We start from the raw sequence: 20,486 nt of genomic DNA on the forward strand, positions 1-20,486 counted from the left end.
GCGGCGGCTCCGGGCCGCGCGTGTGGTCCAGGACACCGAGCCTCCACGCCGTGGCCTGGATCGTCAGCCCCGCCCACTACGCTGGAACGCATGTCTGCGTCCGTCCCCGCCGAGTTCGACACCACGCTACTCGACACGCTGCGCCGCCGTGTCGTCATCGGCGACGGTGCGATGGGCACCATGCTGCAAGCTGCCGATCTGACCCTCGACGATTTCCGCGGGTTGGAGGGCTGTAACGAGATCCTCAACGACACCCGCCCCGAGGTCCTGCGCGGCATCCACCGCGCCTATTTCGAAGCGGGCGCCGACGCGGTGGAGACCAACACCTTCGGCTGCAACCTGCCCAACCTCGCCGACTACGACATCGCCGACCGGATCCGCGACCTCTCCGAGCGGGGAACCCGGCTGGCCCGTGAGGTCGCCGACGAGATGGGACCGTCTCCCGACGGTACGCCACGCTACGTGCTCGGCTCGATGGGGCCGGGCACCAAGCTGCCCACGCTCGGTCACGCCCCGTTCGCCGCGCTGCGCGACGCCTACACCGAGGCCGCCCTCGGCATGCTGGACGGCGGCGCCGACGCCATCCTCATCGAGACCTGCCAGGACCTGCTGCAGGTCAAGGCGGCGGTGACCGGCAGCAAGCGCGCGATGGCGAAGCTGGGCCGCCGGATCCCGATCATCACGCACGTCACGGTGGAGACCACGGGCACGATGCTGGTCGGCAGCGAGATCGGCGCGGCGCTCACCGCGCTGGAGCCCCTCGGCATCGACATGATCGGCCTGAACTGCGCGACCGGCCCGGACGAGATGAGCGAGCACCTGCGCCACCTGTCCCGGCACGCGCAGGTGCCGGTCTCGGTGATGCCGAACGCCGGGCTGCCGGTGCTCGGCGCGGACGGGGCGGTCTACCCGCTCACCCCCGAGGAACTGGCGGTCGCGCTGCGCGGGTTCGTCACCGAGTTCGGCCTGGCCCTGGTCGGCGGCTGCTGCGGTACCACGCCCGAGCACATCCGCCAGGTCACCGCCGCGGTGCGCGAAGTCGAGCCGGCCCTGCCGCCGATCGCGCAGCGGCGCGCGCCGGTGCACGAGCCGAGCGTGTCCAGCATGTACACCGCGGTGCCGTTCGAGCAGGACGCCTCGGTCCTGATGATCGGCGAACGCACGAACGCCAACGGCTCCAAGGCATTCCGTGAGGCCATGCTCGCCGGGGACTGGCAGAAGTGCTTGGACATCGCCAAGGACCAGACCCGTGACGGGGCACACATGCTCGACCTGTGCGTCGACTACGTCGGCCGGGACGGCACCCGCGACATGTCGGAGCTGGCGAGCAGGCTGGCCACCGCTTCGACGTTGCCGATCATGCTCGACTCCACCGAGGCCCCCGTACTGCGGGCCGGGCTGGAGCACCTCGGCGGGCGTTGCGCGGTCAACTCGGTGAACTACGAGGACGGCGCCGGTCCCGATTCGCGGTTCCAGCAGACCATGCGCCTGGTCGCCGAGCACGGCGCCGCCGTGGTCGCGCTGACCATCGACGAGGAGGGCCAGGCCCGCACCGCGGCGAAGAAGGTGGAGATCGCCGAGCGGCTGATCGCCGACATCACCGGCAACTGGGGGCTGTCGGAGAGCGACATCATCATCGACACGCTCACCTTCACCCTGGGCACCGGCCAGGAGGAGTCGCGCCGCGACGGGCTGGAGACCATCGAGGCCATCCGCGAGCTCAAGCGCCGGCATCCACGGGTGCAGACCACCTTGGGTCTTTCCAACATCTCCTTCGGCCTCAATCCGGCCGCCCGGCAGGTGCTCAACTCGGTCTTCATGCACGAATGCGTCCAAGCCGGTCTGGATTCGGCGATCGTGCACGCCTCCAAGATCCTGCCGATCAGCCGTATCCCGGAGGAGCAGCGCGAGGTCGCGCTGGATCTGGTGTACGACCGCCGTGCGGAGGGCTACGACCCGCTGCAGAAGCTGATGGCGCTGTTCGAAGGCGTGTCCACCTCCTCGTCGAAGGCGTCGCGGGCGGAGGAACTGGCCGCGCTGCCGTTGTTCGAGCGGCTGGAGCGGCGGATCGTCGACGGGGAACGCGCCGGGATGGAAGCCGACCTGGACGCGGCCATGACCGAGGTGCCGCCGCTGCAGATCATCAACGAGACCCTGCTGGCCGGGATGAAGACGGTCGGCGAGCTGTTCGGGTCCGGTCAGATGCAGCTGCCGTTCGTGCTGCAGTCCGCCGAGGTGATGAAGGCCGCCGTCGCGTACCTCGAGCCGCACATGGAGGCCACCGACGACAGTGGCAAGGGCCGCATCGTGCTGGCCACCGTGAAGGGCGACGTGCACGACATCGGCAAGAACCTGGTCGACATCATCCTGTCGAACAACGGCTACGAGGTGGTCAACCTCGGCATCAAGCAGCCGATCGCCACCATCCTGGACGCGGCGGTGGACAAGAAGGCAGACGTCATCGGCATGTCGGGCCTGCTGGTCAAGTCGACCGTGGTGATGAAGGAGAACCTCGAGGAGCTCAACGCCAAGGGCGTGGCCGAGCAGTTCCCGGTGCTGCTGGGCGGTGCGGCGCTCACCCGCTCCTACGTGGAGAACGACCTGACCGAGGTGTACGAGGGCGACGTGCACTATGCGCGCGACGCGTTCGAGGGCCTGCGGCTGATGGACGACATCATGACCCGCAAACGCGGTGGCGACCTCGACCCGGACAGCCCGGAAGCCATCGCCGAGCGGGAGAAGGCCGCCGAGCGCAAAGCGCGCCACGAGCGCTCCAAGCGAATCGCGGCGGAGCGCAGGGCGAACGAGGCGCCCGTCGTGGTGCCGGAGCGCTCCGACGTCGCGGCCGATCTGCCGGTGCCGGTGCCGCCCTTCTGGGGCACACGGGTGGTGAAAGGCCTCGCGCTGCACGAATATTCGGGCCTGCTCGACGAGCGGGCGTTGTTCCTGGGGCAGTGGGGCCTGCGTGGGCAGCGCGGTGGCGACGGTCCCGGCTACGAGGAACTGGTGGAGACCGAGGGCAGGCCGCGTCTGCGCGCCTGGCTGGACCGATTGAGCACCGAGGGCGTGTTGCAGCACGCCGCGGTGGTGTACGGCTACTTCCCCGCGGTGTCCGAAGGCGACGACGTCATCGTGCTCACCGAACCGGAACCCGATGCGCCGGAGCGGTACCGGTTCACCTTCCCGCGGCAGCAGCGCGACCGGTTCCTGTGCATCGCCGACTTCATCCGTTCGCGGGAGTACGCCCGCTCGACCGGTCAGGTGGACGTGCTTCCGTTCCAGCTGGTCACGATGGGTCAGCCGATCGCCGACTTCGCCAACGAGCTGTTCGCGGGTGACAGCTACCGCGATTACCTCGAGGTGCACGGCATCGGCGTCCAGCTCACCGAGGCGCTCGCCGAGTACTGGCACCGCCGCATCCGCGAGGAGCTCGTCCTCGACGGTCACGCGGTCGCCGACTCCGACCCGGCCGACGTGCTGGAGTACTTCAAGCTCGGCTATCGCGGCGCCCGCTACTCGTTCGGCTACGGCGCCTGCCCGGAGCTGGAGGACCGCGCCAAACTGGTCGACCTGCTCGAAGCCGATCGCATCGGCGTCGTGCTCTCCGAGGAGTTGCAGCTGCATCCGGAGCAGTCCACCGACGCCTTTGTCCTGCTGCATCCGGAGGCGAAGTACTTCAACGCGTAGCCGTTCGCCGATGCGGCGCGGCGCCGACGCCCGAGGGTCTCGGCGCCGCGCTGTCAGCGCGAACGCGGCTGCCCGATCGTCAGGCGCGAGGCTTTGGAAGCCGTATCGGTACGTCGCCTTTGCCGCAGGTTGGCATCGCTGCTTCCGGACGCTCTCGACCGGCCGATCGGTCTGCCGAGTGCCCGGGGCGCGCCATCTTCGTCTCGCGGATCGGGCGTAGGCGCGCGGAGTGCAGCGGACGTGAGCGCCTTTCTCGGCCTGTCCGTCCGTTCGTGGTCCGCAGCGGGCGTCGCGGCCGGACGGCGATCAGTGGTGGACTGTTAGCAATAGCGAGATGCTCTCGTGTGAAGGGCCTTTGCTACCTGCTCGGATGTCATGTCTCGCGTGCATCGGGGCGCTCGTCGGCGCGTCACAGTGGCGGGCGCGCGCGGTTTACCTGGGCGATCGTCCGTGCCCGCACCGGGAGGTGGCTGTGTGTCGGGTGGATGTGCCATTGTCGAAGGCGTTGTAACTGCATCCGGGGCAGTCGGCGGATGCGTTCGCGTCCCTGCTCAGTGGTGCAAAGCACCTCGGCGCGTACGCTTTCGGAATTCTTCCGGGCTTGCGTGTGGAGTGCGAGACGGCTAGGCGCGCAAGTAGGAAGAGGCACACCACGATGACGGCGGATCGATTGATCGCGGGACGTTACCGGCTCACGGATCCGATCGGCACCGGCGCCATGGGTGTGGTGTGGCGGGCCACCGACGTCCGGCTGCAGCGCACCGTCGCGGTCAAACAGGTGCTCCTCGGCCCCGGACTCACCGGATCGGCTGCGCTGGAGGCGAAACGGCGTGCCATGCGGGAGGGGCGGATCGCGGCGCGGCTGCACCACCCGAACGCCATCACCGTGTTCGACGTGGCCGAGGAAGACGGCCAGCCCTGGCTGGTCATGGAGTACCTGGACGCGCCGAGCCTGGCGACCAAGCTGTCGGGCAACCGGACGCTGCCGCCGCTGGAGGTCGCCCGGATCGGCGCGCAGGCGGCGAGCGCCTTGGCCGCGGCGCACGACGCGGGGATCATGCACCGGGACGTGAAGCCGGCGAATCTGCTGGTCGCCGACGACGGCACGGTCAAGATCACCGACTTCGGCATTTCCCGCGCGGTCGGCGACGTGACGGTCACGGCCACCGGGTTTCTCGCCGGGACGCCGGCCTACCTGTCGCCCGAGGTGGCGCGCGGCGAGGACCCGGAACCGGCTTCCGACGTCTTCGCTCTCGGTTCGACGTTGTACGCGGCGGTGCAGGGCGCTCCACCGTTCGGTGAGAGCGACAACCCGCTGGCCCTGCTGCACGCGGTGGCGCGGGGCGAAATCCCGCCGCCGGAGGCGGCCGGCTCGCTGGGGCCGGTGCTGATGTACCTGCTCGCCCCGGCCGTCGCCGACCGCCCGACCATGCGGGAGGCGAAAGCGGTCCTCGAAGCCGTCGCGGCGGGACGGGATCTGGAGCTGCCCGCATCGGTGACCAAGGTGATTGCCGCCCCCGCCGCCACGACGACCGTGCTGCCCGACCCCGCCGCTGCCGTATCGCCGGAGCAGTCGGACGACACCGGTGTCACCGCGGTCGTACCCGCCGCTGTGCCGGGTCCGGCCGTGCCGCAAGGAGCTACGTCACGGCCGGTGCCGAGGCGGGCCGGGGTGGCGACGACGTTGCGGAGTGTTCTGAGCGGCCGGCAGCGCCGCCGACTGATCGCCGTGGAAGTCGCCGCGGTGGTCGGGGTGTTGATCCTGGTCGGCATCATCGCAATGCTGGCCGGCGTGGACGGCGAGGGTGGCGACGCGCCGACGTCGTCGGTCGCGCCTCCGGCCGCCGTGGCGCCCGAGAACACGCAGGCGCCGGCCGACGCGGCCGGAGCCGAGCCGCGACAGGCGCCGGTACAAGCTCCCGCTCCAGCCCAGGCGCAATCATCCGCCTCCTCGGCGCCCGCGCCCACTTCTGGGCCCCTGCCGGGGCCCGCACCCACTTCAGCGGGTGCCCCGCTGCCCCCGCCTGCCCCGGGAACCACCCCTCCGGCGCAAACGACGAACCCCGCGCCGAGCACCACTCCGCCGCCCAGCACCACGCCGCAGTCCACGTCGAGCCCTGCCCCGACCACCACGGGCCCGGCCACCACCGCGACGACGACCCCGTCCGGTCCGCCGACACCCGACCGGATCGCCTCGTTCATCCAGGGCTACTACGGCATGCTGCCCACCAACGTGTCCGGCGCCTGGACGCAGCTGGCCCCCGGATACCAGGCCAAGACCGGCTACGACTCATACGTGAACTTCTGGGGCACGATTCGCTCGGTGAGCGTGGGCTCGGTTACGCAGAACGGCGCGAATCGGGCGGTCGTCGCGTTGACCTACACCTTGAAGAACGGCACGACGACTTCCGAGAGCCGCTGGATCGAGGTCGTCGGCGACAGTGCCAAGTTGCAGATCGCCGCATCGGGTACCTAGGGGACACGGCCGAGCCTTGGCCTGCGCCATCGAGTAGCCCAGCCATCCGAGGGTGAGCAGGCTCGGCTGCGGAGCGGCTCCGTCCCGGCGGTACGGTTCGTGCGGCGGCCGGGTGATCTCGGAAGGTTCGCAACGGTGCCCGCGACATGGACGAGAGCTGGGAGAAGGACCGAAACGTGACAGCGCGACTGGCCGGAGTGCTCTGGGACATGGACGGCACGCTCCTCGACTCGGAGAAGCTCTGGGATGTCGCGGTGCGGGAACTGGCACGTGAGCACGGTCACGAGATGACCGATGCGATCCGGCACGCGCTGATCGGGGCGTCCGGCCCGAACGCGCTGCGGATCATGTTCACCGGCTTGGGCATCGAGCCGACGCCGGACTCGTTGCGTGCGGCGGGGGAGTTCCTGGAGCGGCGGGTGACCGAATTGATGACCGGCCCCATCCCGTGGCGGCCTGGTGCGAAGGATGCGCTGGCCATGGTGCGCGCGGCGGGGCTGGCCAGCGCGCTCGTCACCAATACCAAGCGGTCGCTCACGGAGTTCGGTCTCGACACGCTGGGCCGGGACTTCTTCGATGTCTCGGTCTGCGGCGACGAGGTGGCGCACGGCAAGCCGGAGCCGGATGTCTACCTGCGCGCTGCCGAGCTGCTCGGGCTCGATCCGGAACAGTGTGTGGCGGTGGAGGATTCGCCGACGGGTACGCGTGCGGCGCAGGCCGCGGGCTGTGCGGTGGTGGTCGTCCCGTGCGAGATTCCGGTGCCGCACGCGCCGGGGCGGGTGTTCCGGGATTCATTGATCGGGCTGACCGTCGCGGAACTCGAAAACGCTCTGCGCGTGCGGGATTGAGCCATCGGGGTGGCTGTGGTGCGCGACGTTCGCGCACGGGCCATGCCGAGAGTTACTGTGCCGCAACGGGTGTGCGTGCAGATGATAGGTGTGACCGTGATCACCGGCAATCTCGCCGAATCCCGGGCGTGTCGGCGACCGCTCCACCAAAATGACGCCATGGCAGCGTTGGGCGTCCTCGACGAGATCGTAGATACCGGACGGTATCCCCTGGCGGAGGCGGAAGGACCCGCGCTGCGGGAAGCGGTTCGGCGCGCCCGTGCGGAACTGGCCGACACCGGCTGCACCGTGCTGCGTGGCTTCATCCGCCCGGAACTGACCGAGACGTTGCGGGCGCAGGGCGAGCTGATGGCCCCGCACGCGCACTACGAGGTCGAGCGGGTCAACGCCTACAACATTCCGCTGGACGCCGACCTGCCGGAGGACCATCCGGGCCGGATCGTGCTCGAGCGGGGCAACGCTTTCGTGCCCCGCGACCGCATCCCCGCCGACGCGCTGATCCACCGGCTCTACACCGACGAGCTGTTCCAGCGATTCGTCGCCGACTGCTTCGACCTGTCGGAATTGCACGAATTCGCCGATCCCCTGGCGGGACTGTGCCTGAACGTCGTCGCGCCGGGCATGTCGCACCCCTGGCATTTCGACACCAACGAATTCACCGTCTCGATGCTGACCCAGCCCGCCGAGGAGGGCGGCGTCTTCGAGTACTGCCCCAACATCCGCACACCCGAGGCGGAACACCTCGACGACGTCCGCGCCGTGCTCACCGGCACCGGCGAGCGCTTCGTCCAGCGGCTCGAACTGCGTCCGGGCGACCTGCAGCTGTTCCAGGGTCGCTTCTCGTTGCACCGCGTCTCACCTGTCGACGGTGCGCGTCAGCGCCATTCGGCCATTTTCGCCTACACCGATCGTCCCGGGATGGTCGGCACGGTGGAGCGCACCCGGCAGTTGTTCGGCCGCGTGCTACCCGACCACCTAGCCGCCGCGGCCGACGCCGTCCGGGGCGATCGACTGCTCGACTGAGCCGAACGGCTCGACTGACCGAGCTCGACCCGAGAGGACCGACAGTGCCAGTGCCGTTAGACACCACCGGGAAAGCGTCTTTCGACGATATCTACGTCCGCCCCGATCCGCGCGCCTACTACGCGCGCATGTCCGAATTGGACTACCGCATTCCGGAACTGGCGAAACCGTTCTTCCAGCAACAGATTCGGGAATACCGCGCGTCCGCCCGGGTCGCCGTGCCGACCGTGCTCGACCTCGGCTGCTCCTACGGCGTGAACGCCGCGCTGCTGCGCCTCGACACCACGATCGGCGAGCTGGCCGAGCATTACGCCGCCGCCGACACCGATCGGGCCGGTCTGATCCGGTGCGACCGAGACCGCGTGGCGGGGCGGGCCGCGGTGGAGGACGTCCGCTTCCTCGGCATGGACGCCGCCCGCCCAGCCCTGGAGTACGCGCGGGAGGCCGGGCTCCTGCACGACGTCGTGCACGCCGACCTCGAGTCCGGCGAGCCGACCGACGAGCAGCGCGCCCTGCTCGCGACCGCCGATCTGGTCGTCTCCACCGGCTGCGTCGGGTACATCACCGAGAAAACCTTGACCCGAGTGGCCACCGCGCACCCGCGCAGGCGGCCGTGGATGGCACACTTCGTACTGCGCATGTTCGACTTCGCACCGATCGAGGCGGAACTCGCCGCGCTCGGCTACCGGACCGAGCACGCGCCGGGGTTGTACGAGCAACGCAGGTTCGCCTCCGCGGCCGAACAGGCGCAAGTGCTGAACACCCTGTCCGCCAACGGGATCGACACGACCGGCCGGGAAGACCAGGGCTGGCTGTATGCCAACCTGTACGTGTCGAGGCCGCTGCCGAAACATCACGCCGACACCGAGGACTCGCATTGACCGAACGCACCTTCGCCGCCGACGACCACCTTCCCCGGGTGCCCCTGCCGACGCTGGAGGACAGCTGTGGCCGGTTCCTGCAGTGGTGCGAGCCGCTGCTGACCGCCGACGAGATCGCCGCCACCCGGGCCGCGGTCGACGACCTGTTGCGACCCGACGGTCCGGGGCGCACGCTGCACGCGGCGCTCGCGGAGTACGACGCGACGCCCGGCGTCGGCAGCTGGCTCGACCTGTTCTGGCCGTCGCGATACCTGGGCAGGCGGGACCGGATCGCCCTGAACGCGAACTTCTTCTTTCTGTTCCGGGACGACACCCCACTGGCCGCCTCCACCGCCGCGACTCAGGTGGACCGGGCGGCGGGCATCATCTCCGCCGCCGTCGACTACAAGCTGGCCCTCGACCGGGAGGCCATCCCGCCGGTGACCCAGCGCGGGCAGCAGCTGTCCATGTGGCAGAACAAGTACCTGTTCTCCGAGACCAGGATTCCCGGCGTGGAGCAGGACACGGTCCGGGTCCCCTACAGCGCGGAATGGCCGGGTCACTCGCAGGCCCGGCACATCGTGGTGTTCTTCCACGGCAGCACGTTCCGGATGGACGTGGTCGGCCCGGACGGAGCGCCGTACTCGCCGGAGGATCTCGCCGACGGGCTGCGCGCGGTGCTGAAGGCGGGCGCCCGCCCGGCCCGCACCGACACCGCCGTCGGGCACCTCACCACCAAGGCCCGCGCGGAATGGGCCCAGAGCAGGCAGCGGCTGCTGGCCGAGCCTGCGAACGCCGCGGCGCTGGACACCATCGAGACCGCGCTGTTCGCCGTCTGCCTCGAGGACTTCGCCCCGCGCGACGAACTGCACGCCTGCGACGAGTTGCTGCACGGTGACAGCGCGAACCGGTGGTTCGACAAATCGGTGTCCTTCGTCGTCTTCGCCGACGGACAGGCGGGCATCAATGTCGAGCACTGCGGACTCGACGGCACCACCATCCTGTCGTTCGTGGACACCCTGCTGGAAACCTCGGTGCCGGAACACGCCGCCCACTCCGGCGCACAGGCGCAGGGACTGCCCGCGGTGGAGCCGGTCGAGTTCGTGCTCGACGAGGCGCAGCGGGGCGATATCGCCGCGGCGGCCGCCGCCTTCGCCCAGTACGCCGCGGCGAACGCCACCCAGACGGTGTCGTTCCCGGACTTCGGCACCGCCAGGGCCAAGCAGCTCGGCATCTCGCCGGACGCGTTCGCGCAGTTGAGCTACCAGCTGGCCCATCGGCGCAGCAAGGGGCTCACCGGCGCGACCTACGAGTCCATCGCGACCAGGCAGTACCGCAACGGCCGCACCGAGGCCATGCGGGTGATCACCCCGGAGATGATCGCCTTCGTGGACGCGATGCAGGACCAGGACGCGAGCGCCGAGGCGAAGCTCGCCGCGGCGCGGACGGCCGCGTCCGCGCACGTGGAGCGGGCCAAGCAGTGCCAGGCCGGTGACGCGCCCGAGCAGCACCTGTGGGAGCTGCAGTGGATCCAGCGCCGCCGCGGCGCGGAACTGGGCGTCACCGATCCGATCCCGCTCTACGACAGCCCCGGCTGGACGATCATGCGCGACGACTACCTGAGCACCAGCTCGGCGCCGTCGGTCAACATCCGCTACTTCGGTTTCGGCTCCACCAGTCCCCGCTGCATCGGCATCGCCTACGTCCTGCTGCCGGACCGCTGGAATCTCTACCTGGCCACTCCGAAACCGGTCGCCGACCAGATGCACGCGTTCGCCGACCACCTCCGCACGGCGGTCGCCGACCTGCAGGCGCTGCTCGCCGGGAACTAGCCGCTTTCCGCCCGGTTCCTCCGCCCCCGCTCAGGGGTGGAGGACCGGGCGGTCGCCGTTACCGGCCATCGTGGGCCGGAGCAACAGACCCGCATCCGGGTCTGAAACAATGGCTCATCGTGAAGAACTTCGAATCCCTGTTCGCCGAACTGCAGGATCGTGCGGTCAACCGCCCCGAGGGGTCCGGAACCGTTGCCGCGCTGGACGCAGGCGTGCATACCCAGGGTAAGAAGGTGCTCGAGGAGGCCGGTGAAGTGTGGCTGGCCGCCGAACACGAGAGCGACGAGTCGCTCGCCGAGGAGATCTCCCAGCTGCTGTATTGGGTGCAGGTGCTGATGGTGGGTCGCGGGCTGAAGCTCGAAGACGTGTACCGACATCTGTGATGACGGCCGTCCGACACCACGTTTCTCCTCCCGAAAGGACTCCCTCCATGCTGCGCGTCGCAGTCCCCAACAAAGGCGCCCTCTCCGAATCCGCCGTCTCGATCCTCGCCGAGGCGGGCTACCGCAAGCGCACGGATTCCCGCGATCTGACCGTGCTCGACCCGGCCAACCAGGTCGAGTTCTTCTTTCTGCGGCCCAAGGACATCGCGATCTACGTCGGTTCCGGGGAGCTGGATCTCGGCATCACCGGTCGTGATCTCGCCCTCGATTCCGGCGCACCGGTGCAGGAACGGCTCGCCCTCGGCTTCGGCCGCTCCACCTTCCGTTACGCCGCCCCGGCCGGACGGGAGTGGAAGGTCGAGGACCTCGCCGACAAGCGCATCGCCACTTCCTACCCGAACCTGGTGCTCGACGATCTGCGCGGCCGCGGCATCGAGGCCGAGGTGATCCGCCTCGACGGCGCGGTGGAGATCTCCATCCAGCTCGGCGTCGCCGACGCCATCGCCGACGTCGTCGGCTCCGGGCGCACGCTGCGCCAGCACAACCTCGTCGCGTTCGGTGAATCGCTGTGCGACTCCGAGGGTGTGCTGGTCGAGCGCAAGGACGCCGATCGCGGCGACCGGGCACGGAATCAGCTCGTCGCCCGGATCCAGGGCGTGGTCTTCGCCCAGCAGTACGTCATGCTGGACTACGACTGCCCGAAGGATTTGCTCGACGAGGCGTTCGTCATCACCCCAGGGTTGGAATCGCCGACCGTGGCGCCGCTGGCCGACACCGGCTGGGTCGCGGTGCGCGCACTGGTGCCGCGCAAGCAGAGCAACGAGTTGATGGACCAGCTGGCCGATCTGGGCGCGAAAGCCATCCTGGCCACGGACATCCGCTCCTGCCGCGCATTCTGAACGCCGGATTCGTCCGATACGCCTGATTCGTTCAGGCTGAGCGCAATCGGTGTGCCCTGTGACCGGGGGTTGCTACCGTGCGGCCTCTCGATGAGGAAACGCAAGGAGCCCCCGTGTCACAGTCACCACCCGAGGAGCAGTCGGGCAGCACATTCACCTGGAACGAGGACTGGCTGGCGGCGATCGCCGGGCTGATCCTGATCGCGCTGGTCCTGCTCGGCGCGATTCCGGATTGGCTGGTGCCGTGATGGCCGAGACCGGCGCCGAATCGGCGAAGGAATCGAAGGCTCTGGCGGACAAGGATTCCGGCGTGGCCGCGCCCGGCGGAATCCCGTCATCCGAGACGGAAGCGGTGCAGGCGACGTCCCGGCCGACCGCCGGGACCATCGCGGCCGGTATCGCGGTCGTGATCGTGCTCGGCGCCCTCACCCGCTACTTCGAGACACACGTCCCGCAGTGGGCGGTGGGCACTCCGTTCCAGCGCGTCGCCAAGTCCGTCGAATACCCGGTGTACGCCATCGCCCTTGGTCTGCTCGGCAATGTCGTGCTGAGCAAACTCGCACTGCGCGACCGGCTTTCGGCGGGATTCCGCACCGAATTCTTCATCAAGACCGGCGTGGTGCTGCTCGGCGCTTCGATCAACCTGAAGGTCCTGGTCACCGCGGCGGGTCCGTCGATCCTGCAAGCGCTGCTGCTGATCACGGCCGTGTTCGGCTTCACCTGGTGGCTGGGCGGACGCCTCGGGCTGGACGACAAGCTGCGCGCGCTGCTGTCCTCGGCGGTGTCGATCTGCGGTGTCAGCGCGGCTATCGCCGCGGCGGGCGCGGTGCAAGCGCGGCGCGAGCAGATCGCCTACGCGGCCTCGCTGGTGATCGTCTTCGCGTTGCCCTCGATCTTCCTGCTGCCCTGGCTGGCGGAGGTGCTCGGCTTGTCGGACGCGGTCGCGGGCGCCTGGATCGGCGGCAATATCGACACCACGGCGGCGGTCGCGGCCTCCGGCGCGATCGCGGGGGAGAAGGCGCTGCAGATCGCCACCATCGTCAAGACCACGCAGAACGCGCTGATCGGTGTGGTCGCCATCGCCCTGACCGCGTACTTCACGCTGCGCGTCGAGCGGGCGCCCGGTGCGGTGCGGCCCTCGCCGCGCCAGTTCTGGGAGCGGTTCCCGAAGTTCGTGCTCGGCTTCATCGCCGCCTCGGTCATCGGCACGCTGTACCTGCAGGCGGTGGACAAGAAGTCCGGTGCGGCGCACATCGCGATCATCAACGATCTGCGCACCTGGTTCCTGATCTTCGCGTTCGTCTCCATCGGCTTGGAGTTCTCGCTGCGCGGACTGCGGGAAGCGGGCTGGCGGCCGGTCGTGGTGTTCGGGTCCGCGGCGGTCGTGAATCTCGCGGTGGGTCTCGGACTCTCGGTGCTGCTGTTCCACAATTTCACCGCCTGAGCGTCGGCCCCATGGATACGCAGCCGAAACTCGGGCACGCGGTGTCGCCCGGTCCTGGACATCGGGGCCGGGCGGCCCGCCGTTCGGGAAATGTTCACCGGCCGAATACGCGGGTCGGCTCGAAACCACCGGCCTCATCGGGAAGACTGTCGGGCGTGTCGGACAGGATCAACGACGAGAAGGCCGCGGCGGAGCCGGGCCGACGAGCGACCACCCCGGCGGCCGACGGTGTCCCCGCGCGCGGCACGGCGTGGACGCGGATACGAAACCTGTTCATCATCGCGGGCGACGCGGTACTGGTCGTGGTCCTGATCGGAGCGGTTTTCCTGCTCGGCGAGCGCGGGACGTCATTGGACTTCCTGGTGGCCGCGCTGGGCCACTAGCTCGTCAGTCCGAGACGGCTTCGGCCAGGGTCTCGTCCGGGGATTCGGTGACGCCGCCGCTCGGCCAGCCAGGGTAGGGCGGCGGCGTGCCGCCGAATGCCGGGCACAAAGGCTTGTAGTCGCAGTACGAGCACAGCCAGCTGGTGTTCGGCTGGAAGTCCCCGGTGCGGCCCGCCTCGAGAATGGCCGCCCACAGTGCCGAGAGTGTGCGCTCGAAGCGCAGCAACTCCTGCTCCTCGGGGGCGTAGGTGAGGATCTGCTCGTCGGCGAGGTAGATCAGCCGCAGCTGGGCGGGCACCAGGCCGCGGGTGCGCAGTACGACCAGCGCGTAGAACTTCAACTGGAACAGCGCTTTGGTCTCTTGCGTCGGCCCCGGCGCACGGCCGGTCTTGTAGTCCACGACGCGCAGGGCGCCGCTGGGCGCGAGGTCGATCCGGTCGACGAACCCGCGCAGCGGCGCGCCGTCGGCCAGTTCCACCTCCACCCGCGCTTCGCGTGACTCCGGATCGAACCGGGTCGGATCCTCCAGCCGGTAGTAGCGGCGCACCAGCGCGCGCACCTCCTCGAGGAACGCGTCGAGTTGCCCCGCGGCGACCAGTTCCGCCACCTCCGGCTGTTGGGCGTGCACCCGCGCCCACGCCGTCGGCACCAGGGCCTCGGCGCGCTCGGGCACCCGCTCGGCCGCGGGCAGCCCGTAGAGGTCCTCCAGCACCGCGTGCACCACCGTGCCGCGCACCGCGTGCACCGAAGGCCGCTCCGGTATCCGATCGATCGCGCGGAAGCGGTATTTCAGCGGACACTGCTTGAAATCCATTGCCCGGGAAGGCGAGAGCGCGGGCCGGGCGCGGGTGGCCGTCGGATCGGGCCGGGCGGTCCGCGCGTCGTCGGCAGGGGGCGTGGACACGGGCGAGCACATACCTGGCAGGCTATCCGGCGGCACCGACACGCCGGTGCGTCACAGCACGATTCCGACAAGTGGAACGGAGATTCATGACGGCCAGACGGACCGGGCCATTCACCATCGGTGACCGGGTGCAGCTGACCGATGCCAAAGGACGCCTGTACACGGTGGTCTTGGAGCCGGGCAAGGAATTCCACACCCATCGCGGCGGGATCAAGCACGACAGCCTCATCGGCGCCGACGAGGGCAGCGTGGTGCATTCCACCAACGGCACGCCCTACCTCGCACTGCGTCCGCTGCTGATCGACTACGTGCTGTCCATGCCGCGCGGCGCCGCGGTGATCTACCCGAAGGACGCCGCGCAGATCGTGCACGAGGGCGACATGTTCCCCGGCGCGCGTGTGCTGGAAGCCGGCGCGGGGTCCGGTGCGCTGACCTGCTCGCTGCTGCGGGCGGTGGGGCCGCAGGGGCAGGTGGTGTCCTACGAGATCCGCGCCGACCACGCAGAGCACGCGATCCGCAACGTCGAGACGTTTTTCGGCGAGCGGCCGGCGAACTGGTCGCTGACCGTGGGTGACGTGGCCGACTACACCGGGGAGCCGGTGGATCGCGCGGTACTGGACATGCTCGCGCCGTGGGATGCGCTACCGGCGGTGTCCAAGGCGCTCGTGCCGGGCGGCGTGCTGATCGTCTATGTGGCCACCGTCACCCAGCTGTCGAAAGTGGTCGAAGCGCTGCGCGAGCAGGAGTGCTGGACCGAGCCACGCTCCTGGGAGTCGCTGGTGCGACCGTGGCATGTGGTCGGCCTCGCCGTGCGGCCCGAGCACCGCATGCAGGGTCACACCGCCTTCCTGGTCAGCGCCCGCAGGCTCGCCGAGGGCACCGTCACGCCCAAGCCGCAGCGCAGGCCCTCGAAGGGCTGAGCGCGGCCGGGCGGGCGAGGTGGTGGCCGACTCAGGCCGGGACGCAGGGCGCCTGCGCGAAGCCGAGCAGCAGACAGCCGCTCGCGTCCGTCAGCTTCCAGGTGCCGTCGACCTTTTCCCAGCTCAGCGGCACGGCGGGGGCGGCGCCATGCGGGGAGGTGATGGTCACCTGCGCGTTCGCGGTGTTGCCCTGGGTGGTGATGTCGGCGACGGCGAAGGTGAGCGCGTAGCCCTGCAGGCCCTTGTTCATCTGGTCGATGTTCGCTGTGCGCTTTTCACCGTTGACGATCAGCTTGGCCTTCTCGGGGGTGGGTACAGTCGGATCGGTGAGCTTTACCAGCACGGCCTGCAAGGTATCGGCGGTCGGCGCACCGGTCGCATGGGCGGAGTGATCGTGGGTACCCGACGCGGCGGTGCTGGTGGCGGCCGAGGTCGCCGCGCCGGTGGAGTCGTCGTCGGAGCCGCACGCCGCCACCGCGCCGGAGATGGCCAGCGCCGCCGCGGCGGTGACGAGGGAAAAACGCAGGGTTCTCGCGGGAAGGAGCATGGTCGGCAACCTTTCGGCTCGAGCGGCGAGGAGGCTCGCCAGGGTCGGGTTAGGGCAGGCTAACATGGTGATCCGGCCGCCGATCGCGGCCCAGATGTGATCACCACGAAACCATGTCGGAAAGCGAGAACGGGTCGCGCCCGGTAGCGTTGATAGACCGGGACTGGGAGGAGCAGCACATGAGCCCCATCGAGAATTCGGATTCGGCGGCCTGGAGAGAGCTCGAGGCAGTGCGCGCCGAGGCGGCTGCACTCCGAAGGCAACTCGCCGATTCGCCGGATCGCACACGGGAATTGGAAGCCCGCATCGATTCGCTGACCATTCGCAACACGAAGCTGATGGACACCCTCAAGGAAGCGCGCCAGCAGCTGGTCGCGCTGCGTGAGGAGGTCGATCGGCTGGGTCAGCCGCCGAGCGGATACGGCATTCTGATCGGTGTGTACGACGATCAGACGGTCGACGTGTTCACTTCGGGTCGCAAGATGCGGTTGACGTGTTCACCGAACATCGAGACCTCGACGCTCGAATACGGTCAGACCGTCCGCCTCAACGAGGCGCTCACGGTCGTCGAGGCCGGGCACTACGACGCGGTCGGCGAGATCGGCACCCTCCGGGAGATCCTCGACGACGGTCGTCGCGCCCTGGTCGTCGGCCATGCCGACGAGGAGCGTGTGGTGTGGCTGGCAGGCCCGCTGGCGAAGGTCGCCGAGATGGACGACCTCGACGATCCCGATTCCCCCATCCGCAAGCTGCGGCCGGGCGACTCGCTGCTGGTCGACACGAAGGCCGGTTTCGCCTTCGAGCGCATCCCCAAGGCCGAGGTCGAGGACCTCGTGCTGGAAGAGGTGCCCGACGTCGACTACAGCGACATCGGCGGTCTCGGCAGGCAGATCGAGCAGATCCGCGACGCGGTGGAGCTGCCGTTCCTGCACAAGGACCTCTTCCGCGAGTACGCGCTGCGTCCGCCGAAGGGTGTGCTGCTCTACGGTCCCCCCGGCTGCGGTAAGACGCTCATCGCCAAGGCGGTGGCCAACTCGCTGGCCAAGAAGATCGCCGAGGCGCGCGGTGAGGATGCCAAGGAAGCCAAGTCGTTCTTCCTGAACATCAAGGGCCCCGAGCTGCTCAACAAGTTCGTGGGTGAGACCGAGCGTCACATCCGGATCATCTTCCAGCGGGCCCGCGAGAAGGCGTCCGAAGGCACGCCGGTGATCGTGTTCTTCGACGAGATGGATTCCATCTTCCGCACCCGCGGCTCCGGCGTCTCCTCCGATGTCGAGACCACGGTGGTGCCGCAGCTGCTGTCGGAGATCGATGGTGTCGAGGGCCTGGAGAACGTCATCGTGATCGGCGCCTCCAACCGTGAGGACATGATCGATCCCGCGATCCTGCGGCCGGGCCGCCTGGACGTGAAGATCAAGATCGAGCGTCCGGACGCGGAGTCGGCGCAGGACATCTTCTCGAAGTACCTCACCAAGGAGTTGCCGCTGCACGACGACGACCTGGCCGAGTTCGGCGGCGACAAGCTCTTGTGCATCAACGCCATGATCGAACGCGTCGTCGACCGGATGTACGCCGAGAGCGAGGACAATCGCTTCCTGGAGGTCACCTACGCCAACGGTGACAAGGAGGTCCTGTACTTCAAGGACTTCAACTCCGGCGCCATGATTCAGAACATCGTGGACCGCTCCAAGAAGTACGCCATCAAGGCGGTGCTCGACACGGGCAACCCGGGTCTGCGCATCCAGCATCTCTACGATTCGATCGTGGACGAGTTCTCCGAGAACGAGGACCTGCCCAACACCACGAATCCGGACGACTGGGCACGCATCTCGGGTAAGAAGGGCGAGCGGATCGTCTACATCCGCACGCTGGTCACCGGCAAGAACGCCAGTGCCAGCCGCGCCATCGACACCGAGTCGAACACCGGTCAGTACCTGTAAAGGTTGCGCCGACCACGATGGGCCGCGTCTCCCCGGAGACGCGGCCCTTTCGCTGTCCAGGGCGCAGGTGACGGTGCACGGCGACGGCCGCGCCACTCGTATCCGGATGACTCTCGACGGCGCTCCATTCGACGTCGTCGCTCATCAGCAGGTCTACAGTCCGCTCGTGCTAAAATTTGACCATGCGGCCAGAAAACAGTACGAGTGGCCAACGGCGGTCTTTCATCGAAGAGGCGCGACGGCGGCAGATCATCGCCTCCGCGGTGGAGGTGATCTCCGAGGTCGGGTACGCGAATGCTTCGCTGGCGCGGATCGCCGAGCGCGCGGGCATCTCCAAGGGCGTCATCTCCTACCACTTCGAGGGCAAGGACGATCTGATGACGCAGCTGGTGGTCCAGCTCTACGTCTCGGCCGCGGAGTACATCGCGCCACGGGTCGGAGCGGCGGCCGGACCGCGCGCGAGCCTGCTGGCCTACCTCGAATCGAACCTCGGTTTCATCGATGCGAATACCACGTATGTGGCGGCGCTGGTCGAGGTGGTGACGAATCTGCGGGACGCGGACGGCAACCCGAAGTTCGCCTCCGCCGACGGTGAACGCGACATCATCGCGCCGCTGGTCGACATCCTCACCGAAGGGCAGCGCACCGGCGAGTTCGGCGAGTTCGATCCGCTCTTGATGGCCAAGTCCATCCGCGACGCCATCGATGGCGCCGCCGGACGGGCGGTCCGGGAACAGGACTTCGTGATGGACGCGTACGCGGCACACGTGTGCCGGTTGTTCGACACGGCGACCCGGAAAGCGGGTAAGGATGACTGAGGTACTGGACACCCCGCGGCGCCGGGACGATGCCACGACACCGTTGCCCTCGTTCGCCTTCGGCGGAGTCGGCGCGGTGGCGGCGCTGGGAGCGGTGGCGCTGCTGGTTTCCATCGGGCGGTACGGATTCTTCGGCGACGAGCTGTATTTCGTCGCGGCAGGCCGCAGGCTCGCGTTCGGCTACGCCGATCAGGGGCCGCTGCTACCCGCGATCGCGCGGATTACGGATCTGCTCGCCCCGGATTCGCTGATGGCACTGCGTCTTCCGGCCGTGCTCGTCACCGTGGCCGCGGTGGTGGTGACCGCCCAGATCGCCAGGGAGTTCGGGGGCGGTCGCCCGGCGCAGGTGCTGGCCGCGGCCGCGTATGCCACCTCGCCGTTCCTGCTGGTGCAGGGTGATCAGCTGGCCACCAATACGATCGACACGGCGTTGTGGGTGGTGGTGAGCTGGCTGGTGATCCGCTGGGTCCGCACCCGCCACGACGGTTTGCTGCTGGCCTCGGCGCTGTTCACCGCGGTGGATATGCAGGTCAAGTGGCTGATTCCCTTCTTCTGGCTCGCACTGGCGATCGGGGTGGCGATCTACGGACCGCGTGAGCTGCTGCGCCGCCCCGCCCTGTGGTGCGGCGCCGCGATCGTCGTCCTCACCTCGGTACCCAGCCTGGTGTGGCAGGCGGCGCACGGGTGGCCGCAGCTGCGTCTGGGTGGTGTGGTCGCCGCGGAGCAGGCCACGATCGGCGGGCGCTACATCTGGCTGCCGCTCGCGCTCGCCTCCGCCGGATTGATCGGTGGATTGCTGCTGGTGTACGGGGTGTGGACCCTGTTCCGTGCCGAAAGCTTGCGGCCGTACCGTTTTCTCGGTGTCCTGCCGTTGGTGCTGATCATGGTCTTCATCGCGACCGGTGGACGACCGTACTATGCGGCGGGTTGCTACGGAGCGCTGATCGCGGTCGGTGCGGTGCGGTGGATGGAGAACCGGCGGCGATCGCGTGTGATCCTCACCGTTGCGGTGGCCGCGATATCCGTTGCGCTGGTGATTTTCTCGCTGCCCCTGCGCCCGGAATCCGACATCGACCCGGTCGACACCCAAGCCCAGGCGGGGCTGGAGATCGCGGTCTACGGTCGGTTCGGCTGGTCCGAACTCGCGGCCGGGACCGCGGCGGCCTACGCGGCGCTGCCGGAGCCGGAGCGGGCTTCGGCCGTGGTGATCGCCGATTCCTATTGGCAGGCAAGCGCCTTGGACCTCGCGCGCGCGACCCATGGCCTGCCCGCCGTCTTCAGTCCGAATCGCGGGTTCGGCTACTTCGGCACCCCGCCGGACACGGCGACGACGGTGCTGTGGGTGGGTGGCAGTGAGGCCGATGTGCGCGCGCACTGTGCCGAGGTGACCGCGATCGGGCAAGTCGACGCTCGTCTCGGGTTCCCGGGGGTCACCCGCGGCGGCACTGTCTGGCGTTGCGCGCGACCGCTCGTGCCGTGGTCGCGAGCCTGGCCGGGCATGCTGCGGCTGAACTGATCCGGT

At 68.9% G+C, this 20,486-nt stretch carries 17 protein-coding genes; 15 read left to right on the plus strand and 2 right to left on the minus strand.

Features of this window, described 5'->3' with window-relative positions; all coding sequences use genetic code 11:
- The first annotated feature begins 90 nt into the window (after positions 1–90).
- The 11 genes from metH (at position 91) to ABZW96_RS22885 (ending at position 13,835) form a co-directional block, all read left to right on the plus strand.
- The gene (gene metH, locus ABZW96_RS22835) at positions 91–3,687 is read left to right on the plus strand and encodes a methionine synthase (RefSeq protein ID WP_355077499.1); all 3,597 of its coding nucleotides are present in this window, start codon (positions 91–93) and stop codon (positions 3,685–3,687) included.
- Between the two features lie 655 nt (positions 3,688–4,342).
- Positions 4,343–6,163 (plus strand): protein kinase, encoded by a 1,821-nt coding sequence (locus tag ABZW96_RS22840; RefSeq protein WP_355077501.1) that lies wholly within the window; start codon positions 4,343–4,345, stop codon positions 6,161–6,163.
- A gap of 146 nt (positions 6,164–6,309) precedes the next feature.
- Positions 6,310–7,011 carry an HAD family phosphatase gene (locus tag ABZW96_RS22845; protein WP_355077503.1) on the plus strand — a complete coding sequence of 234 codons (702 nt, stop codon included), beginning with the start codon at positions 6,310–6,312 and terminating at the stop codon, positions 7,009–7,011.
- Positions 7,012–7,170: 159 nt separating this feature from the next.
- The gene (locus ABZW96_RS22850; RefSeq protein WP_355077505.1) at positions 7,171–8,034 is read left to right on the plus strand and encodes an arpA protein; all 864 of its coding nucleotides are present in this window, start codon (positions 7,171–7,173) and stop codon (positions 8,032–8,034) included.
- A 44-nt stretch (positions 8,035–8,078) separates the two neighbouring features.
- Positions 8,079–8,915, plus strand: a complete 837-nt coding sequence (locus tag ABZW96_RS22855) for a class I SAM-dependent methyltransferase (RefSeq protein ID WP_355077506.1) — start codon at positions 8,079–8,081, stop codon at positions 8,913–8,915.
- Positions 8,912–10,726 (plus strand): choline/carnitine O-acyltransferase, encoded by a 1,815-nt coding sequence (locus tag ABZW96_RS22860; RefSeq protein WP_355077507.1) that lies wholly within the window; start codon positions 8,912–8,914, stop codon positions 10,724–10,726. Before ABZW96_RS22855 ends, ABZW96_RS22860 begins: the two co-directional genes overlap by 4 nt.
- Positions 10,727–10,845: 119 nt before the next feature.
- Positions 10,846–11,109 carry a phosphoribosyl-ATP diphosphatase gene (locus ABZW96_RS22865; protein WP_039798430.1) on the plus strand — a complete coding sequence of 88 codons (264 nt, stop codon included), beginning with the start codon at positions 10,846–10,848 and terminating at the stop codon, positions 11,107–11,109.
- Between the two features lie 47 nt (positions 11,110–11,156).
- Entirely contained in the window at positions 11,157–12,008 is an 852-nt protein-coding gene (gene hisG, locus ABZW96_RS22870) for an ATP phosphoribosyltransferase (protein WP_355077508.1), read from the plus strand.
- Positions 12,009–12,121: 113 nt separating this feature from the next.
- Positions 12,122–12,256 carry a hypothetical protein gene (locus tag ABZW96_RS22875; protein WP_355077510.1) on the plus strand — a complete coding sequence of 45 codons (135 nt, stop codon included), beginning with the start codon at positions 12,122–12,124 and terminating at the stop codon, positions 12,254–12,256.
- Complete coding sequence (locus ABZW96_RS22880) at positions 12,256–13,452, plus strand: putative sulfate exporter family transporter (RefSeq protein WP_355077512.1); 1,197 nt, start codon at positions 12,256–12,258, stop codon at positions 13,450–13,452. Before ABZW96_RS22875 ends, ABZW96_RS22880 begins: the two co-directional genes overlap by 1 nt.
- 155 nt (positions 13,453–13,607) lie before the next feature.
- The gene (locus ABZW96_RS22885; RefSeq protein ID WP_355077513.1) at positions 13,608–13,835 is read left to right on the plus strand and encodes a hypothetical protein; all 228 of its coding nucleotides are present in this window, start codon (positions 13,608–13,610) and stop codon (positions 13,833–13,835) included.
- Between the two features lie 4 nt (positions 13,836–13,839).
- Here ABZW96_RS22885 and ABZW96_RS22890 read toward each other — a convergent pair whose 3' ends face one another.
- The gene (locus ABZW96_RS22890; protein ID WP_355077514.1) at positions 13,840–14,751 is read right to left on the minus strand and encodes a RecB family exonuclease; all 912 of its coding nucleotides are present in this window, start codon (positions 14,749–14,751) and stop codon (positions 13,840–13,842) included.
- Between the two features lie 74 nt (positions 14,752–14,825).
- On the opposite strand from ABZW96_RS22890, the gene ABZW96_RS22895 reads away from it, so the two are divergent.
- Complete coding sequence (locus ABZW96_RS22895) at positions 14,826–15,659, plus strand: tRNA (adenine-N1)-methyltransferase (protein ID WP_355077516.1); 834 nt, start codon at positions 14,826–14,828, stop codon at positions 15,657–15,659.
- 31 nt (positions 15,660–15,690) lie between these two features.
- Here the strand turns inward: ABZW96_RS22895 and ABZW96_RS22900 are convergent, their stop codons facing one another.
- Positions 15,691–16,206, minus strand: coding sequence for a hypothetical protein (locus ABZW96_RS22900; protein ID WP_355077518.1), 516 nt, complete (start codon positions 16,204–16,206; stop codon positions 15,691–15,693).
- Positions 16,207–16,385: 179 nt separating this feature from the next.
- Between ABZW96_RS22900 and arc the strand changes: the two genes are divergently transcribed.
- The 3 genes from arc to ABZW96_RS22915 all read left to right on the plus strand — a co-directional run bounded on the left by arc (position 16,386) and on the right by ABZW96_RS22915 (position 20,480).
- Positions 16,386–18,146, plus strand: coding sequence for a proteasome ATPase (gene arc, locus ABZW96_RS22905; protein ID WP_355077520.1), 1,761 nt, complete (start codon positions 16,386–16,388; stop codon positions 18,144–18,146).
- A gap of 182 nt (positions 18,147–18,328) precedes the next feature.
- On the plus strand, positions 18,329–18,964 hold the full coding sequence (locus ABZW96_RS22910) for a TetR/AcrR family transcriptional regulator (protein WP_355077522.1): 636 nt from the start codon (positions 18,329–18,331) through the stop codon (positions 18,962–18,964).
- Positions 18,957–20,480: a glycosyltransferase family 39 protein gene (locus tag ABZW96_RS22915; protein WP_355077524.1), complete on the plus strand. Its 1,524-nt coding sequence runs from the start codon at positions 18,957–18,959 to the stop codon at positions 20,478–20,480. Before ABZW96_RS22910 ends, ABZW96_RS22915 begins: the two co-directional genes overlap by 8 nt.
- Positions 20,481–20,486: the final 6 nt, after the last annotated feature.

The sequence above is a fragment of the Nocardia sp. NPDC004168 genome (genome assembly GCF_040610355.1).
Lineage (GTDB): Bacteria > Actinomycetota > Actinomycetes > Mycobacteriales > Mycobacteriaceae > Nocardia > Nocardia sichangensis.

Bases quoted from the DNA above. Each gene is read 5' to 3' on its own strand.
- metH (WP_355077499.1), top strand. From the start codon at position 91: ATGTCTGCGTCCGTCCCCGCCGAGTTCGACACCACGCTACTCGACACG.
- ABZW96_RS22840 (WP_355077501.1), top strand. From the start codon at position 4,343: ATGACGGCGGATCGATTGATCGCGGGACGTTACCGGCTCACGGATCCG.
- ABZW96_RS22845 (WP_355077503.1), top strand. From the start codon at position 6,310: ATGGACGAGAGCTGGGAGAAGGACCGAAACGTGACAGCGCGACTGGCC.
- ABZW96_RS22850 (WP_355077505.1), top strand. From the start codon at position 7,171: ATGGCAGCGTTGGGCGTCCTCGACGAGATCGTAGATACCGGACGGTAT.
- hisG (WP_355077508.1), top strand. From the start codon at position 11,157: ATGCTGCGCGTCGCAGTCCCCAACAAAGGCGCCCTCTCCGAATCCGCC.
- ABZW96_RS22880 (WP_355077512.1), top strand. From the start codon at position 12,256: ATGGCCGAGACCGGCGCCGAATCGGCGAAGGAATCGAAGGCTCTGGCG.
- ABZW96_RS22890 (WP_355077514.1), bottom strand. From the start codon at position 14,751: ATGTGCTCGCCCGTGTCCACGCCCCCTGCCGACGACGCGCGGACCGCC.
- ABZW96_RS22895 (WP_355077516.1), top strand. From the start codon at position 14,826: ATGACGGCCAGACGGACCGGGCCATTCACCATCGGTGACCGGGTGCAG.
- ABZW96_RS22900 (WP_355077518.1), bottom strand. From the start codon at position 16,206: ATGCTCCTTCCCGCGAGAACCCTGCGTTTTTCCCTCGTCACCGCCGCG.
- arc (WP_355077520.1), top strand. From the start codon at position 16,386: ATGAGCCCCATCGAGAATTCGGATTCGGCGGCCTGGAGAGAGCTCGAG.
- ABZW96_RS22910 (WP_355077522.1), top strand. From the start codon at position 18,329: ATGCGGCCAGAAAACAGTACGAGTGGCCAACGGCGGTCTTTCATCGAA.
- ABZW96_RS22915 (WP_355077524.1), top strand. From the start codon at position 18,957: ATGACTGAGGTACTGGACACCCCGCGGCGCCGGGACGATGCCACGACA.